Annotated in this window: 16 protein-coding genes; 8 read left to right on the forward strand and 8 right to left on the reverse strand. The window is 61.6% G+C overall.

Annotated features, from left to right (window positions below; translation table 11 throughout):
- Window positions 1-22 precede the first annotated feature (22 nt).
- Window positions 23-394, forward strand: a complete 372-nt coding sequence (locus BLR69_RS08660; RefSeq protein ID WP_076955283.1) for a GFA family protein — start codon at window positions 23-25, stop codon at window positions 392-394.
- A gap of 117 nt (window positions 395-511) precedes the next feature.
- Here the strand turns inward: BLR69_RS08660 and BLR69_RS08665 are convergent, their stop codons facing one another.
- The 7 genes from BLR69_RS08665 to BLR69_RS08695 are packed head-to-tail and all read right to left on the reverse strand — an operon-like array spanning window position 512 to window position 7,327.
- Window positions 512-1,831 (reverse strand): OprD family porin, encoded by a 1,320-nt coding sequence (locus BLR69_RS08665; RefSeq protein WP_071493311.1) that lies wholly within the window; start codon window positions 1,829-1,831, stop codon window positions 512-514.
- Between the two features lie 7 nt (window positions 1,832-1,838).
- Window positions 1,839-2,672 (reverse strand): phosphodiesterase, encoded by an 834-nt coding sequence (locus BLR69_RS08670; protein WP_071493312.1) that lies wholly within the window; start codon window positions 2,670-2,672, stop codon window positions 1,839-1,841.
- Between the two features lie 9 nt (window positions 2,673-2,681).
- Window positions 2,682-3,713, reverse strand: coding sequence for an ABC transporter ATP-binding protein (locus BLR69_RS08675; protein WP_071493313.1), 1,032 nt, complete (start codon window positions 3,711-3,713; stop codon window positions 2,682-2,684).
- Window positions 3,710-4,504 carry an ABC transporter permease gene (locus tag BLR69_RS08680; RefSeq protein ID WP_071493314.1) on the reverse strand — a complete coding sequence of 265 codons (795 nt, stop codon included), beginning with the start codon at window positions 4,502-4,504 and terminating at the stop codon, window positions 3,710-3,712. The genes BLR69_RS08675 and BLR69_RS08680 overlap by 4 nt, the downstream gene beginning before the upstream one ends.
- Window positions 4,501-5,319, reverse strand: coding sequence for an ABC transporter permease (locus tag BLR69_RS08685; RefSeq protein WP_071493315.1), 819 nt, complete (start codon window positions 5,317-5,319; stop codon window positions 4,501-4,503). The genes BLR69_RS08680 and BLR69_RS08685 overlap by 4 nt, the downstream gene beginning before the upstream one ends.
- Window positions 5,320-6,324 carry an ABC transporter substrate-binding protein gene (locus BLR69_RS08690; RefSeq protein WP_071493316.1) on the reverse strand — a complete coding sequence of 335 codons (1,005 nt, stop codon included), beginning with the start codon at window positions 6,322-6,324 and terminating at the stop codon, window positions 5,320-5,322.
- Window positions 6,308-7,327, reverse strand: coding sequence for a LacI family DNA-binding transcriptional regulator (locus tag BLR69_RS08695; protein WP_071493317.1), 1,020 nt, complete (start codon window positions 7,325-7,327; stop codon window positions 6,308-6,310). Before BLR69_RS08695 ends, BLR69_RS08690 begins: the two co-directional genes overlap by 17 nt.
- Before the next feature lie 355 nt (window positions 7,328-7,682).
- Here BLR69_RS08695 and BLR69_RS08700 point away from each other — a divergent pair, with 355 nt between their 5' ends.
- The 3 genes from BLR69_RS08700 (at window position 7,683) to BLR69_RS08710 (ending at window position 10,735) form a co-directional block, all read left to right on the forward strand.
- Window positions 7,683-8,780, forward strand: a complete 1,098-nt coding sequence (locus tag BLR69_RS08700) for a carboxynorspermidine decarboxylase (RefSeq protein ID WP_071493318.1) — start codon at window positions 7,683-7,685, stop codon at window positions 8,778-8,780.
- A 28-nt stretch (window positions 8,781-8,808) separates the two neighbouring features.
- Window positions 8,809-10,053, forward strand: coding sequence for a saccharopine dehydrogenase family protein (locus tag BLR69_RS08705; protein WP_038846952.1), 1,245 nt, complete (start codon window positions 8,809-8,811; stop codon window positions 10,051-10,053).
- Between the two features lie 442 nt (window positions 10,054-10,495).
- On the forward strand, window positions 10,496-10,735 hold the full coding sequence (locus BLR69_RS08710; protein WP_071493319.1) for a DUF6124 family protein: 240 nt from the start codon (window positions 10,496-10,498) through the stop codon (window positions 10,733-10,735).
- A gap of 154 nt (window positions 10,736-10,889) precedes the next feature.
- On the opposite strand, the gene BLR69_RS08715 is transcribed toward BLR69_RS08710, so the two are convergent.
- Window positions 10,890-11,669 carry an IclR family transcriptional regulator gene (locus BLR69_RS08715; protein WP_071493320.1) on the reverse strand — a complete coding sequence of 260 codons (780 nt, stop codon included), beginning with the start codon at window positions 11,667-11,669 and terminating at the stop codon, window positions 10,890-10,892.
- Window positions 11,670-11,884: 215 nt separating this feature from the next.
- On the opposite strand from BLR69_RS08715, the gene BLR69_RS08720 reads away from it, so the two are divergent.
- The 4 genes from BLR69_RS08720 to BLR69_RS08735 are packed head-to-tail and all read left to right on the forward strand — an operon-like array spanning window position 11,885 to window position 15,346.
- Window positions 11,885-12,667 (forward strand): ABC transporter substrate-binding protein, encoded by a 783-nt coding sequence (locus tag BLR69_RS08720; protein WP_071493321.1) that lies wholly within the window; start codon window positions 11,885-11,887, stop codon window positions 12,665-12,667.
- Window positions 12,664-13,332, forward strand: a complete 669-nt coding sequence (locus BLR69_RS08725) for an amino acid ABC transporter permease (protein WP_016977168.1) — start codon at window positions 12,664-12,666, stop codon at window positions 13,330-13,332. The genes BLR69_RS08720 and BLR69_RS08725 overlap by 4 nt, the downstream gene beginning before the upstream one ends.
- Window positions 13,329-14,081: an amino acid ABC transporter ATP-binding protein gene (locus BLR69_RS08730; RefSeq protein WP_071493322.1), complete on the forward strand. Its 753-nt coding sequence runs from the start codon at window positions 13,329-13,331 to the stop codon at window positions 14,079-14,081. The genes BLR69_RS08725 and BLR69_RS08730 overlap by 4 nt, the downstream gene beginning before the upstream one ends.
- A complete protein-coding gene (locus BLR69_RS08735) occupies window positions 14,078-15,346 on the forward strand; it encodes an NAD(P)/FAD-dependent oxidoreductase (RefSeq protein WP_071493323.1) in 1,269 nt (422 codons plus the stop codon). The genes BLR69_RS08730 and BLR69_RS08735 overlap by 4 nt, the downstream gene beginning before the upstream one ends.
- Window positions 15,347-15,533 lie beyond the last annotated feature (187 nt).

A 15,533-nucleotide genomic window follows, 5' to 3' on the forward strand; every position in this document is an offset into this window, starting at 1 on the left:
ACTCTTTGGGATAAAACCAGGCATGGATGCAATCAATCAAGGCAGTTGCCTCTGCGGTGCAGTCACTTATCAAGTCGCGACACCGCTCAAGTCCGCCACCCACTGCCACTGCAAAAAATGCCAGAAAGTGCATGGGGCAGCCTTTGCCACTTACGCCAGCGCGCCTCGATCAGACGTGACTATCCATGCTGTGCGGGACACGTTGAAAAGTTATGAGTCATCACCGGGCATTACTCGCCAGTTCTGTTCGGAATGCGGTTCATCGTTGTTTTGGCACGATGCAAAAGGGCAGTATCCCGATTGGACTTCGATTGCACTGGGCACACTCGATACCCCGTTCGCGCCTCAGAACCTGAAGCACAGCTGCATTGAGTCCAAGGCCACTTGGCTGTAGGAGCGAGCTTGCTCGCGAAAACCGTCAACGATGACGCGTTCATTCAGACTTAACGCGTCGTCCTCAGGTTTTTCGCGAGCAAGCTCGCTCCTACAGTCTCGACCTGCGTTTGCGGACCTACATCAACGGAATCGAGTAACTCACGAACACCCGATTCTGATCCTGGTCCCGCGCCACTTCACTGCGTGACACACCATTGCGCCAGCCGAACCCGACGTTCTTGAACGTGCCGCTCTGCACCACGTAATCCAGCGAGATATCGCGTTCCCACTCGCTGGCATCGTTGCCGCTGGCGGTGAGGATGTGCTCGCCCTTCAAGTACATCACCGACGCCTTCAGGCCCGGCACGCCAAGCGAGGCGAAGTCATAGGCGTATTGGGCAAAGGCCGTGCGCTCACCGGCCTGGATGAAGGTCTGCACGGTACGGTCGGTGTAGAGGTACAGGCTGGAACCGCCCTCCCCTTTGTTGACCAGGCCGCCCTGGTTGAGTTGGGCGAAGTTGCTGTCGTCCGAGACTTGCTGGTAACCGGCGGTGATCGCGTGCGGGCCCAGGGAGTAGATGAACGCCGCGCTCCAGGTGTTGTTGTCGATTTCACCCGTGCCGTTCTTGGTATAGCCGCCGAGCTTGTAACCTTCGGCACGGCCGGCAACGCTGCTGTTCTTGCCGTCGGAGGTGGTCTTGAAGTAGCGCAGGTCGGTTTTCAATGAGCCGTAGTCGCCCAGCGGCAATACATGGATCAGACCGGCGAAGTGCTGTTGGTAATAGTCTTCGAGGTTGGCGTAGTAGTACTGGACCAGCAGGTCCTTGGTTACCTGGTAATCGGCACCGGCGTAGTTGAATTTATTGCTTTCCTGGGTGCCGCCCGCCGCCGCCAGGCCGCTGCGATCGCTGGAGCCACGGCCAGTGGTGTGCTGCAGTTGGCCGCCGATCAGGGTCAGGTTGTCGATGTCCTTGCTGGTGATCTGCCCGCCTTCGAACGACTGCGGCAACAAGCGCCCGTCGTTGCTCACCAGGATCGGCAGGTTCGGCCGCAGGTAGCCGTAGCGCAGTTCGCTCTTGGCAAAACGCGCCTTGGCCGTCGCACCGCCACGGGCCCAGGTGTCGGCGGCCTTGCCGTCGTCCGTGGGGATCATCGAACTGCCCACATGGCGGCCGGCGCCGCTGTCGAGGGTCACGCCGAGCATGCCCACGGCATCCAGGCCGAAGCCGACCGTGCCGTCGGTAAAGCCCGACTGGTAGTTGAGGATAAATGCCTGGCCCCACTCTTCGGTCTTCGACGGTGCGGCGGCGCCGTCACGGTTGTCGTTGTTGAAGTAGAAGTTGCGCAGGCTCAAGTTGGCTTTGCTGTCACTCAGAAAATCAGCCGAGGCCAGGGGGCTCAGGGCAATGCCCAGGCCGCCGGTCAATACGCTTAACACATGCAAAGTGGCTTTCATCACAACCTCAGTCAATTAATCCATGGGCGTCATAAAACGGATACGGCCCCGGGTATTCCCCGAACACGCCGTTGTGGCTGATCAAACCCTGCTGCGCCTCCCAGCGATGCAACAGATAGCCCGCCGGCTCCAGGTTGAAATGCGCGGGCGCCGCTTCTTGTAAATCCAGCACGATCTGATGGGAGGTGCCGGGGCACACACAACTCAGGCTGCCGCCAAAACGCCGTTGCATCGGCCGGTGCAGATGACCGCAGAGCAGGCGCTCCACTTGCGGATGGCGCGCAACGACGTGCTCCAGGGCGGCAGCATTGATGAAGGGTTCGCGGTCCATGTGGCCGATGCCGCTGATGAACGGCGGGTGATGCAGGATCAGCAGGGTCGGCGCATCCGGGCGCAGCGCCAATTGCTCATCCAGCCAGTGCAATTGGCTGTCGAGCAATTGGCCGCCGTGGCCGCCGGGAATGGTCGAGTCGAGGCCGATCAGGCGCAGCGGATGGTGGTCGACCACCCAGTCCAACGGGCCATCGGCGGACAACGGCAGATACGCGTGATCACGGAACGCCTGCAGTAACGGCGCACGGTTGTCGTGGTTGCCGGGCACCAGGTAGCACGGCATGTGCAGGCGCGCGAGTTCGGGGTGCAGCACGGCGTATTCATCGGCACGGCCGAAGTCCACCAGGTCACCGCTGATGACCACGATGTCGGGGCGTGGGTGGCTGGCGTTCAAGTGATCGACGGCACGACGCAGTGCGCCTAACGTGTCGACAACCCCGTAAGTGAGGCGCTGGCCGGCTTTAAGGTGCAGGTCGCTGATCTGCGCGACGAGAAACGGACGATTCACAATAGAGTCTCAAGCATTCAGGGTGAACAACATGTGCGGCGCAATTGCCAGGGCAATCGGCGCGCCGACGGCGTACAGCTGGTTGTCGCTGCTGTCGACCAGCAGCGGTTGCGGGCCGCCCACATCCACCAGCAGGCGGCTTTGCGCACCTTGGAAGAACTGCGCCAGCAGGTGGCCGTGCAAGTGCCCTTCGCTCTCCATCACCTTCAGGTGTTCGGGACGGCAATACACCGTGCTGGGTAAATGGGCGTCATGCCACGGCAACTCGCCGCCACAAACTTTCAAGCCATGGGCCGCTGGCTGGATCACAGCGAAGGCATTGAGGTTGCCGACAAAGCCCGCAACGAAGGCATTGGCCGGTTTCTGGTAGATGTCACGCGGGCTGGCCAATTGCGCGACACGCCCGTGTTCCATCACCAGGATACGGTCGCCCAGGGCCATGGCTTCGCCCTGGTCGTGGGTGACGAACACCGAGGTGATGCCCAGGCCGCGCAGCAGCTCGTTCAGCTCGCTGCGCAGGCGTTCGCGCAGTTGCGCATCGAGCGCCGCCAGCGGTTCGTCCAGCAGCAACACTTTCGGGCGCGGCGCCAACGCACGAGCCAAGGCCACGCGCTGTCGCTGGCCGCCGGAAAGTTCATGGATGCTGCGCTTGCCGTGGTGTTGCAAGCCCACCAGTTCCAGCAACTCGTCGCAGCGCTTGTTGCGCTCCACCACCGCCATACCGCGAATCTTCAAGCCATAAACGATGTTCCCGGCCACATCCAGGTTGGGAAACAGTGCGTAGTTCTGGAACACCATGCCTACGTCGCGGCGTTCGATCGGCAGGCGGGTCACGTCCTGGTCGCCGAACCACACCTGGCCCACGTCCGGGCGCTCGAGGCCGGCGATCAGGCGCAAGGTGGTGGTCTTGCCGCAGCCGGACGGGCCAAGAATGGCCAGGGTTTCGCCGCCTTCGACGGTCAGGTCCAGGTCATGCACGGCCACGGTGCCGTCGGCGAACGCCTTGCGACAGCCTTGCAGGCGGATAGTGATAGCGGTCATCGACGCTCTCCACGGGACAAACGGGCACTGATGGCCTGCAGCGCAATCAGCAGCGGCACGATCATCAGCAAAAAGATAAGGGTGTAGGCGCTGGCGATTTCCAGGCGCGCCGAGGCGTAGCTGTCGGCCAGGCCCACGGGCAAGGTCTTGGTCATCGGCGTGTGGAGCATCCAGGTCAGGTTGAATTCACCCAGGGACAAGGTCACCACCATCAACACGCCTGCCAGGATCCCGGCCCGGCAGTTGGGCACCACCACGCTGAAAAAACGCTTGATCGGACCGGCACCCAGGCTGGCCGCCGCCTCCTCCAGCACCGGCAACTGCTGGCGCTGCATCACCGCCATCACCGGGCGTACCAGGAACGGCAAGGTGAACAGCACATGGCCGACCAGGATGAACAGCCAACTGCTGCGAAAGCTGCCGAACTGGCCGTAGGTCAGCAGCAAGGCCAACGCACTGGCCAACCCCGGCATGGCCACCGGCAGCACCATCAACTCTTCGAAGGCGCGGCTGAAACGGTTGTTCATGCGCACCAAACCGTAGGCCGCCGGCACACCAATCACGCAGACGCACGCCGCGCAGGCCAGCGCCAGTTGCAGCGACAACCACACGGTGGGCGAATAGGCCTGCCACACCTGCACCAGCCAATCGAAGGTCAAGCCACTGGACAGCCCGACGAAGAAATTGCGGGTCAGCCCGGCCAGTAGCGACATCACCACCGGCACCAGCATGAAGGCGCACACCAACAGGGTGAACAGCAGTTGCAGCACAAACAGCGATGAGCGCTTCACAGCACAGTCCCCGAGTTCTTGACCAGGCGGCGCGTGAGCAGCAGCACGGCCCAGGTCACCGCGCCGAGCACCACCGACAGTGCGGCCGCCACGGCAAAGTTGGCGTAGTTGGTGAACACGTTGTAGATCGCCACCGGGGTAACGTTCAGCCGCGTGCCCAAGGTAAAGGCGGTGCCGAAGGCGCCCATGGAGGTGGCGAAACAGATCGCCCCGCAGGAGGCCAGCGCCGGCGCCAGGCCTGGCACGATCACATCGCACACCACTCGCCAATGCCCGGCGCCCAGGGAATGGGCGGCCTCTTCCAGGCTGCGATCAAGGCTCTCGCACGCGGCCATCACTGTGAGGATCACCCGCGGGATCGAGAAGTACAGGTAACCCACGAACAGCCCCGCCAGCGAGTAGGCAAAGATCCAGCGTTCACCGGCCAATTGCAGGCCCAGCGCGGCAAACAAGCCCTGGCGCCCGGCCAACAAGATCACCAAGAAGCCAACGACCACGCCGGGAAACGCCAGGGGAAACGTGAGCAATGCCACCAGCGCCGAACGCCCGAAAAACTGCTGCCGGGCGAGGAACACCCCGCTGATACCGCCGATCAGCAGCGCCACCAGTGTCACCACCACCGCCAGCAGCAAGGTTTGCCCAAGGCTGCCCAGGTACTGCGCGCTGCTGAGCACCTGCCAGTAGCCGCTGCCGTTGCTGTCACGGCTTTCTGCACCGAGCACCATCAAGTGCGCCAGCGGCAGCAGCCAGAACGCGAGCAGCACCGCAAAGGCCGGGGCCAGTGCCCAGGCGGCATGTCTTGCCGATGCTGCCACTTACTTGACCTCGTTCAAGTAACGGGCGGCGAAGGCTTCCTGCACAGCGGCCATTTTTTCGTAGTCCACCACGCCGGCACGGGCGTAGTCGCTGTCGGGCAGGAACTGTGCGGCCACGTCAGCCGGCATCTTCATCGGCCGTACCGGGCGCAGATAGGCCTTGGCCCAGAGCGCCTGGCCTTCGTCCGACAGCACGAAGTCGAGGACCTTTTCTGCGTTGGCGCGGTGCGGCGCGTTGGCCACCAGGCTCATCACATAGGGCACGCTGATGCTGCCTTCCTGGGGGATCACAAAGGCGACGTTGGCCTTGTCCTTGTAGCGCGCGCGGTAGGCGTTGAAGTCGTAGTCCACCAGGATCGGCAACTCACCGGACAGCACCCGTGCATACGCGGTTTGCTTGGGCACGATGGGCGCGTTTTTCGCCAGCTTCTGGAAGTAGTCGATGGCCGGCGCGAAGTTGTCCAGGTCGCCGCCCATGGCGCGGTTGATCGCCACCGCGGAGACGTAGCCGACAAACGCGCTGGACGGGTCGAGGTAACCGACCATGCCTTTGTATTCAGGCTTGAGCAGGTCGGCCCAGCTGTGCGGCACCGGTAGACCGCCGAGTGCATCGACGTTGACCATGATGCCCAAGGTGCCGGAGTGGATCGCGAACCAATGGCCGGCCGGGTCTTTCAGGCCAGCAGGGATCTGCTCCCAGGCCTTGGGTTTGTAGGTGTCGACCACTTCGGCTTTTTGCGCCTGCAGGCCGAAGGTCACGCCGTAGTAAACGACGTCGGCCACCGGTGCGGCTTTCTCTGCTACCAACTGCGCCAGGGATTGGCCGGAGTTCTTGTTGTCCAGCGGCACTTGCACGCCGGTGCTGGCGGCGATGGCCTTGAGCTGGGTGCCCCAGTCGGCCCAGTCCGGCGGGCAGTTGTAGCAGATCGCGGTGTCGGCGGCCTGGGCCAGGCTGGCCGCACCGCACAGCAGCACGGCTGCCAGGGTTTTACGGAGTGCGCGCATCAGGGGTTTCCTCGTGGGGTTGAGTACTTTCGCCCGGCCGGATATGGCAAGGCAGGCAATGGGACGTCGGGGCGTTGCCGGCGATCTGCGCCAGCAGTTGGTCAATCACAGTGCTGGCGAGCAGCGCAATCGGCTGCACCACGCTGCACAGGGTCGGGTGCATCTGGGTGCCGAGGCTGATGCCGTCGAAGCCCATTACCGAGAGTTGCCCGGGTACGTTCCAGGCGTTGCGACGCAGCTCGGCGATCAGGCTGATGGCCAGGAAGTCGTTGGAACACACCAGTGCGGTGGGTGCCTCAGGGCCTTGCAGACAAGGTTCGATGGCGGCGAATTCGGCCTGGGTATGAGCTGGCATTTCGATCACTGTGCGGGGCTCGAGGCCGTATTCGCGCATCGCATCGCAATAGCCGGCGTAGCGCAGGCGCGCACGGTCCGACTGCAGCGCAGGGCCGGCGACCATGCTGATGCGGCGGTGCCCGGCTTCGAGCAGGTAGCGCGTGGCCAGGGCCATGCCGGCGCGGTTGTCCACCGACACGGCGCTGTAGTTGGGGTTGCTGGGTTGGTGGTAGGCCAGCACAAACGGGGTTTTCTCAGTATTCAGGCTGCTGAGCACCACGTTGCTTTCAGCATCCGTGACCGTCAGCACCAGGCCGTCCACGCGCTGGCGCAACAGCTCTTCCACCACAATGCTTTCGCGCTCGCTGCTGTAGTCGGTGGTCGCCAGCAACAGGCTATAACCACGCAACCGTGCCGCGCGCTCCATGGCCTGGAACTGTTCGGCGAACACCGGGTTGAGCAGGTTGGGCACCACCACGCCGATCAACTGGGTGGTTTGCAGGCGCAATTGGCGGCCCAGCAGATTGGGGCGGAAGCCCAACTCACGGGCGGCGGCGAACACCTGCTCACGGGTGGTCGGGCGCACCTGGTCGGGGGAAGCAAAAGTGCGGGCGGCGGTGGCGCGGGATACCCCGGCCAGCCGTGCTACGTCTTTCAAATCAGTCATTGTCACTCGCTTGAGATCGATCTCATTGGCGAGGACAGTAATGGGGAAATGTGGCAATCCGGCGGTAAGGTGATGACAGTTTGATGTCGATGGACCCGATAGACAGGGGCCAAACTGTGGGAGGGGGCTTGCCCCCGATAGCAGTGGGTCAGTACTGGATTGGGTGGCTGACACACTGCAATCGGGGGCAAGCCCCCTCCCACATTGGATCGGTGTCCCTCCATAGACGGTCATACTTAATGGGTAAGGTCGAAAATCTGGCGCAGCAAAATCCGCCCACTAACCTTTCGATTCGATCCAAGTGCGGGCACAATGCGTGTCCTTTTTTGGCAGGCACCGCCGCAGGCTCTCAAAAATGATCAAAACGCCGTACTACCTCATCGATAAACAGAAGCTTCTGGTCAACATGCAGAAGATTGCTTACGTGCGCGAACAGTCCGGCGCCAAGGCCCTGCTGGCGCTCAAGTGCTTTGCGACCTGGTCGGTGTTCGACCTGATGCAGCAATACATGGACGGCACCACCTCGTCGTCGCTGTACGAGTTGAAGCTCGGCCGCCAGAAGTTCGAAGGTGAAGCACACGCCTACAGCGTGGCCTGGGCCGACGATGAAATCGAAGAGATGCTGGATAACTGCGACAAGATCATCTTCAACTCCATCAGCCAGCTGCAGCGCTTTGCCGAACGCAGCGAAGGCAAGACCCGCGGCCTGCGCGTCAACCCACAGGTGAGCAGCTCCGACTACCTGCTGGCCGACCCGGCGCGCCCGTTCAGCCGCCTGGGCGAATGGGACCCGGTGAAGATCGAAGGCGTCATTGAGCAGATCTCCGGTTTCATGTTCCACAACAACTGCGAGAACGGCGACTTCAACCTGTTCGACAAAATGCTCGGCGTCATCGAAGAGCGCTTCGGCGCGCTGCTGCACAAGGTTGAATGGGTCAGCCTCGGCGGCGGCATCCACTTCACCGGTGAAGACTATGCCGTGGACGCGTTCTGCGCCCGCCTGAAGGCGTTCTCCGAGAAGTACGGCGTGCAGGTGTACCTGGAACCCGGCGAAGCGGCGATCACCAACAGCGCTTCCCTGGAAGTCACCGTGCTCGACACCCTCTACAACGGCAAGAACCTCGCCGTGGTCGACAGCTCCATCGAAGCCCACCTGCTGGACCTGCTGATCTACCGCCTCAACGCCAAGCTGGCGCCGAGCGACGGTGAACACACCTACATGGTGTGCGGCAAATCCTGCCTGGCCGGGGACATCTTCGGCGAGTATCAATTTGATCGTCCGCTGGCCATCGGCGATCGGCTGTCGTTCATCGACACCGCAGGCTACACCATGGTCAAGAAAAACTGGTTCAACGGCCTGAAAATGCCGTCCATCGTAGTGAAACAACTCGACGGTACAGTCGAGGTGGTTCGTGAATTTGGTTACGACGACTACCTGTCCAGCCTTTCGTAAGCTGGCGGATAAAGGAGAGATAAAGCAATTGAAAAAGAACGTTCTTATCATTGGTGCAGGAGGTGTCGCCAAGGTGGTGGCCCACAAGTGCGCGCAGCACAACGACGAACTCGGTCGTATTGCTATCGCGTCGCGCAACATCTCCAAATGCCAGGCCATCATCGACAGCGTCAAGGCCAAGGGTAGCCTCAAGGTACCCGCCGACATCCAAGCCTTCGCGCTGAACGCCCTGGACGTGGAAGCGACCAAGGCCCTGATCCGCGAGACACAATCGCAGATCGTCATCAACGTCGGTTCCGCGTTCCTCAACATGTCGGTACTGCGTGCCTGCATCGACACCGGCGTTGCGTACCTCGACACCGCCATCCACGAAGAGCCGGGCAAGGTCTGCGAGACCCCGCCGTGGTACGGCAACTACGAATGGAACCACCTGGAAGAGTGCAAACAGAAGAACATCACCGCCATCCTTGGCGTGGGCTTCGACCCGGGTGTCGTCAACGCGTATGCCGCGCTGGCGCAGCAACAGCATTTCGACCGCATTGATTCGATCGACATCCTCGACGTCAATGCCGGCTCCCATGGCAAATACTTCGCCACCAACTTCGACCCGGAAATCAACTTCCGCGAGTTCACCGGACAGGTGTGGAGCTGGCAAAACAGCCAGTGGACCAGCAACACCATGTTCGAAGTCAAACGCACCGATGACCTGCCGGTTGTCGGTTCGCAGAACCTCTACCTCACCGGCCACGATGAAGTGCACTCGCTGTCGAAAAACCTCGACGTGCCCAACGTGCGTTTCTGGATGAGCTTCGGCGAACACTACATCAACGTGTTCACCGTGCTGAAAAACCTCGGCCTGCTCTCCGAGAAGCCGGTCACCACCGCCGAAGGCCTGGAAGTCGTGCCGCTGAAACTGGTCAAGGCCGTGCTGCCCGACCCGTCTTCGCTGGCACCGGGCTACACCGGCAAGACCTGCATCGGTGACCTGGTCAAAGGCACCAAAAATGGCCAACCCCACGAGATGTTCATCTACAACGTGGCGTGCCATGAAGAAGCCTTTGCCGAGACCGACAGCCAGGGCATCTCCTACACCGCAGGCGTGCCACCAGTCGCTGCTGCACTGCTGGTGGCCCGTGGCGAGTGGGATGTGAAGCACATGGCCAACGTCGAGGAACTGCCGGCCGAGCCGTTCCTGAAGGCGCTGGATGTGATGGGCTTGCCGACTCGGATCAAAGACGAGAACGGTGATCGGGCTTGGGATGCGATTGCCTGAGTAGGCGATAGCGGCCCGAACAAAAAAATGCGCCCTCTGGGGCGCATTTTTTGTTCGGGGCAAACACAGCCCTCACGACCAATGAGGTCAGCTGTGGGATTTGTGGTGCTCTAGCACAGTGGTATACGGCGCTTGCTGTGCTCAGAGATTTCCCACAAGGCTTTCAGGTTGTCCCTCGGAACTTCACTGGCTAACCTCCTCGCCGTCGCTACCCATTTAGCGGCCGGATTTGACCGTCTGATTAATTGAAGTACTGTTGCGCCAAAACCTATTTCAGGCGTTTTTTTTATGCCTGAGGTATCGTGTCGCGGCGGCTGTACGCGGGATACCTTCGGGTATGCCGGATTTCCTTTGATTGCCGGTCGGTCAACCCGCGTACAGCTGCCACCCTCTTCGTTTGACCGCGAACGCTGGCAGCTCCACTAATCTTAGGAATGCCACCATGATCAAAGACAGTCCAAATCCCCCAACCACCCCCTTCACCCTCCACCCCAACCTGAACACCGAAACCTTGCTGGCCAATGCCTCGCAAGACCTGGCCAGCCTCAACGACATCGCCACCCATCTCGCCTTTGAAGTCGAGGGCGCTCAACGCAACGTAGCGCTGGGTATCTGCCGCATGCTCGAAGGTGTGCAATTGTTGGTGGACAAGGCGTTGGATCAGGCTCATCCGGTGACCTGACCAAACAACACTCTCGAAATCAATGAAGCACAAAATGTGGGAGCGGGCTTGCTCGCGAAAGCGGTGGGTCAATATTGAATAGGCTGGCTGACACACCGCATTCGCGAGCAAGCCCGCTCCCACAGGGGATCTCTAGTGAATTTGAAATAGCGGGTTATTCCAGGTTCCGCGCCGAATTGCTCAGCGCCCTTGAACACTGCAACAACGCCGGCGCCAATTGCCGCTCCGCATCCGCCCTGCTCCACCGACTGGTCGGCGCCACCACATGCACCGCCGCCACCGGCCGGCCATTGGCACCCAGCACCGGCGCACCGATGGTCATATCACCCAGGAACAACTCCTGGCCGTTCACTGCATAGCCCTGCTCACGCACCTGCTGCAACGACGCCATGATTTCGTCGACTTCAGTCAGCGTCTGGCTGGTGTGCGCAATACGCTGGCTGTTCTCGATCAACACCAACGCTTCCTCCTGCGGCAACGCGCTCAAATACGCCCGCCCCGACGCCGTGCAGTACATCGGCACCCGCGAGCCGATCGGCATATGCACGGGCACAAAACCCGAGCTGACGAACCGTGCGATATAGGTCATGTCGTACCCCGCAGGCTCGGTCAGGCACGACGTCTCACCCGTCAACCGGGTCAACTCCGACAGGAACGGATTCGCCACCTCGATCAACGAATGCGCATCCAGGTAACTGAAGCCCAGCTCCAGCACCCGGGGTGTGAGTTGGTAATGCCGGGTGCGGGAGTGTTTCCGAAGGTAACCCAGGCTTTCGAGGGTAAACACCATGCGCTGGGCCGAGCTTTTGGTCATGCCTGCGGCCTCGGCCACCTCTGCGAGGCTCATGCTGCGGCGCTGTGCGCTGAATGCCTTGAGCACCGACAGGCCTTTTTCCAGGGATTGGTTGTGCAGACTGTTGCGTTCTTCGGACATGGCGGACTCACGGTCAGGTCGATCAGGCGTGGCGATATTTCTACTCCAAATCACAGAAATAGACCATTAAATATCGCATATCGATACGAATGGTTCATTTTGTCTATTTTCTATAGCGCTATACGATTCTTATTGATCGAAATGGCACATAGCTTGCGATTTCATCGGCAGCCGCTTGCGGTACTGACTTTCCGTTTTCCTACTGGAGTAACCCGATGAACAGTCTTTCGCCCTTGTTTCGCCGCCTCGCCTTCGGTATTTGCGCCACGCTCTGCGTCACAGCGGTGCACGCAGAAAGTGCGTCCTCGTACAAAGTCGGTGCAACGGCCAGTGGTTCGCCGTTTACCTTCCTCGACATCAAGAGCAACAGCATCCAAGGCGTGATGGTCGATGTGGCAGAGGCCGTGAGCAAGGCCGGTGGTTTCACCAGCCAGATCGAGCAGACCAACTTCGCCGCGCTGATCCCCTCCCTCACGTCCGGCAAGCTCGACTTCATTTCCGCCGGCATGCTCAAGACCGAAGAACGTACTAAGGTCGTCGACTTCAGCGCCCCGGTGTATGCCTACGGTGAAGGCCTGATCATCAACGCCGACGACAACACCGCCTACCCTGACCTCATGCCTCTCAAGGACCAAGTGGTCGGCGTGCAGGCCGGCACTGTCTTCTATGACCAGTTGAACAAGCTCGGCATCTTCAAGGAGATCCGCACCTACGACTCCATCGGCGAGATGGTCCGCGACCTGTCCCTGGGCCGTATCAAGGCCGCCGTGGGTGACCAGCCGGTGGTGGCCTACCAGATCCGCCAAAAACTGTTCAAAGGCGTAAAACTGGCGCCGGACTACAAACCCACCAATGTCGGCGAAGTGTGCCTGGTGGTGCGCAAGGGTGACGCGCAAACCCTGGAGCGCCTGAACAGCGCGATCGCCAGCATCAAGGCGGACGGCACCCTCGACAACATCCTCAAGAAGTGGGGCCTCGATACCCAGGTGCGCCCATGAACCCGGCGGAGTTCCTGCAAAACGCCCAGGACTTTTTGCCGATTCTGCTGCAAGGCGCGTGGGTGACGATCCAGATCACCGTGCTGTCGTTCCTGCTCAGCAGCGCCATCGGACTGGTGCTGGCGTTGCTCAAGCTGTCGCCGATCCGTGCGCTGTCGTGGGCGGCGAGCACCATCATCAATGTGATCCGTGGCCTGCCGATCATCGTGCAGTTGTTCTACATCTACTTCGTGCTGCCGGACATGGGCGTGCACCTCACCGCGTTCTACGCGGGCGTGATCGGCATGGGCATCGCCTACTCGGCGTACCAGGCCGAGAACTTCCGCACCGGCATCATTGCCGTCGAGCAGGGCCAGCGTGAAGCCGCCGAAGCACTGGGCATGCGCTCGGCGCTGATGATGCGCCGGGTGATCCTGCCGCAGGCGTTTCGCATCGCGCTGCCGCCGTATGGCAACACCCTGGTGATGATGCTCAAGGACTCCTCCTTGGTGTCCACCATCACCGTCGCCGAGATGACCCGCCAGGGCCAACTGATTGCCTCGTCGACCTTCCAGAACATGACGGTCTACACCCTGGTCGCCCTGCTCTACCTGCTGATGAGCCTGCCGCTGGTGTATGGCCTGCGTCGCATGGAACAGCACCTGGGCCGGAGGAAAAAAGCATGATCGAGATTCGCCAACTGCAAAAACACTACGGCAGCCACCGCGTGCTGCACGGCGTCGACCTGGACGTGGCCAAGGGCGAAGTGGTGTGCCTGATCGGCCCCTCGGGCTCGGGCAAATCCACCTTGCTGCGCTGCATCAACGCGCTGGAAGCCTATGACGGCGGGCACATCAACGTGTTCGGCGAAACCGTGCAGCGCGGCAGCAAGACCGTGCACGCCCTGCGCAGCCGCATGGGCATGGTGTTCCAGCGCTTCAACCTGTTCCCCCATCGCAGCGTGCTGGAAAACGTGATGGAAGGCCCGGTGTACGTCAAAGGCGAACCGCCCCAGCAGGCCCGCGCAGAAGCCCTGGTACTGCTGGAAAAAGTCGGCCTGAGTGCCAAGGCCGACGCCTACCCGGAGCAGCTCTCCGGCGGCCAGCAACAACGCGTGGCCATCGCCCGCGCCCTGGCGATGAAACCTGAAGCCATGTTATTCGACGAGCCCACCTCGGCGCTCGACCCGGAACTGGTCGGTGATGTGCTGGCGGTGATGCGCACCCTGGCCGATGAGGGCATGACCATGATCGTGGTCACTCACGAAATGGGCTTTGCACGGGAAGTGGCCGACCGCGTGTGCTTCCTGCATGGCGGCTACATCGTCGAAAGCGGGCCCGCCGAACAGGTGCTGGGCAACCCGCAGCATGCGCGGACCCAGGACTTCCTGCGGCGCGTGCTGCACCCCACCGGCAACACGCGGAGCCTGTCATGAAGTCTTTGTGGTCAGCCACGGCTCCGTCTGTGGTGCCGACGCCTGCGTTGAGCGAGTCGCTGAAGGTGGACGTGGCGATTGTCGGTGCCGGGTATACCGGCTTGTCGACGGCGCTGCATTTGGCCGAGCGCGGCGTCAGCGTGTGCGTACTGGAGGCCAACGAGCCGGGCTGGGGCGCATCCGGACGCAACGGTGGGCAAGTCAACCCGACGCTCAAATACGACCCGCAGCAACTGGTGCAGATGTACGGACCGGAGCGTGCCGAACCGTTGATCTCGGCTGTATCGAACTCGGCCGACCTGGTGTTCAAGCTGATCGAAAAACACCGCATCGACTGCGCGCCGGTACGTAAAGGCTGGATGCAGGTGTCGTACAGCGAAAAAGGCGTCGCCGGGCTGCACGCACGGGCAGATCAATGGGCCCGGCGCGGCGTGCCGGTGCAGCGCCTGGATGCCGCAGCGGTGGCTTCACGCATGGGTAGTGACGCATTTGCCGGTGGCTGGCTGGACGGTCGCGCCGGGGCGATTCAGCCGTTGGCGTATGCCCGTGGCTTGGTGGGTGCGGCGTTGGCGGCGGGCGTGTGGATTCATGGGCAAAGCGCGGTGACCGGGTTGCAGCGCCAGGGTTGCGGCTGGCAATTGCAGACGGGGGGCGGTGCACAGGTCACGGCCGATCAAGTGGTGTTGGCCACCAACGGCTACAGCGGCAACCTGTGGCCAGGCATGGCGCAGAGTATCCTCGCGGCGAACAGTTTTATCGTCGCCACCAAACCCTTGAGTGGGCGCGCAGCGGACAGCATCTTGCCGGGCCAGGAAACCGTCTCCACCGCACAACGGCTGCTGCTGTACTTTCGCAAAGACAGCCATGGCCGCTTGCTGATGGGCGGACGCGGGCTGTTCAACGACCCCACGTCACCCACGGATTTTGCCCACCTGGAACGCTCGCTGGCGTTGCTGTTTCCGCAGTTGGGGCCGCTGGACTTCGAGTATCGCTGGGCGGGCCGCATCGCAATCACGCGGGACTTCATGCCCCATGTGCACCAGCCCGCACCGGGGCTGACATTGGCACTGGGCTGCAATGGTCGTGGCATCGCGCTGTGTACCAGCCTGGGCCAGCAATTGGCGGGGCGGTTGTGTGACAGCCAGGCGGAGTTCGCCTACCCGGTGACGCCGTTGCAGCGCTTGCCGATGCATGGGTTGCAGCGGTTTTACATTGGCGCGGGGGTGGCGTGGTATAGCTTGCTGGATCGGCTCAACATCAGCTGAACAGAGCCCTCACTCACACCACTCCCCATGTGAGAGTGGGCTTGCCCGCGACAGCGGTGTGTCAGCCGCTGGATGTGCTGGCTGATGTACCGCCATCGCAGGCAAGCCAGCTCCCACACTGGATCTCCTTTTCCGGGAGAACCTATTGCACACGTAAAGCGATCAATATTCTCAATCGCCAACGGCG

It is taken from the genome of Pseudomonas azotoformans (assembly GCF_900103345.1).
In the GTDB taxonomy this organism is placed as follows: domain Bacteria; phylum Pseudomonadota; class Gammaproteobacteria; order Pseudomonadales; family Pseudomonadaceae; genus Aquipseudomonas; species Aquipseudomonas azotoformans.

Coding starts and splice junctions, on each gene's coding strand:
- BLR69_RS08660 (WP_076955283.1), top strand. CDS start 23: ATGGATGCAATCAATCAAGGCAGTTGCCTCTGCGGTGCAGTCACTTAT.
- BLR69_RS08665 (WP_071493311.1), bottom strand. CDS start 1,831: ATGAAAGCCACTTTGCATGTGTTAAGCGTATTGACCGGCGGCCTGGGC.
- BLR69_RS08675 (WP_071493313.1), bottom strand. CDS start 3,713: ATGACCGCTATCACTATCCGCCTGCAAGGCTGTCGCAAGGCGTTCGCC.
- BLR69_RS08690 (WP_071493316.1), bottom strand. CDS start 6,324: ATGCGCGCACTCCGTAAAACCCTGGCAGCCGTGCTGCTGTGCGGTGCG.
- BLR69_RS08695 (WP_071493317.1), bottom strand. CDS start 7,327: ATGACTGATTTGAAAGACGTAGCACGGCTGGCCGGGGTATCCCGCGCC.
- BLR69_RS08700 (WP_071493318.1), top strand. CDS start 7,683: ATGATCAAAACGCCGTACTACCTCATCGATAAACAGAAGCTTCTGGTC.
- BLR69_RS08710 (WP_071493319.1), top strand. CDS start 10,496: ATGATCAAAGACAGTCCAAATCCCCCAACCACCCCCTTCACCCTCCAC.
- BLR69_RS08715 (WP_071493320.1), bottom strand. CDS start 11,669: ATGTCCGAAGAACGCAACAGTCTGCACAACCAATCCCTGGAAAAAGGC.
- BLR69_RS08720 (WP_071493321.1), top strand. CDS start 11,885: ATGAACAGTCTTTCGCCCTTGTTTCGCCGCCTCGCCTTCGGTATTTGC.
- BLR69_RS08725 (WP_016977168.1), top strand. CDS start 12,664: ATGAACCCGGCGGAGTTCCTGCAAAACGCCCAGGACTTTTTGCCGATT.
- BLR69_RS08730 (WP_071493322.1), top strand. CDS start 13,329: ATGATCGAGATTCGCCAACTGCAAAAACACTACGGCAGCCACCGCGTG.
- BLR69_RS08735 (WP_071493323.1), top strand. CDS start 14,078: ATGAAGTCTTTGTGGTCAGCCACGGCTCCGTCTGTGGTGCCGACGCCT.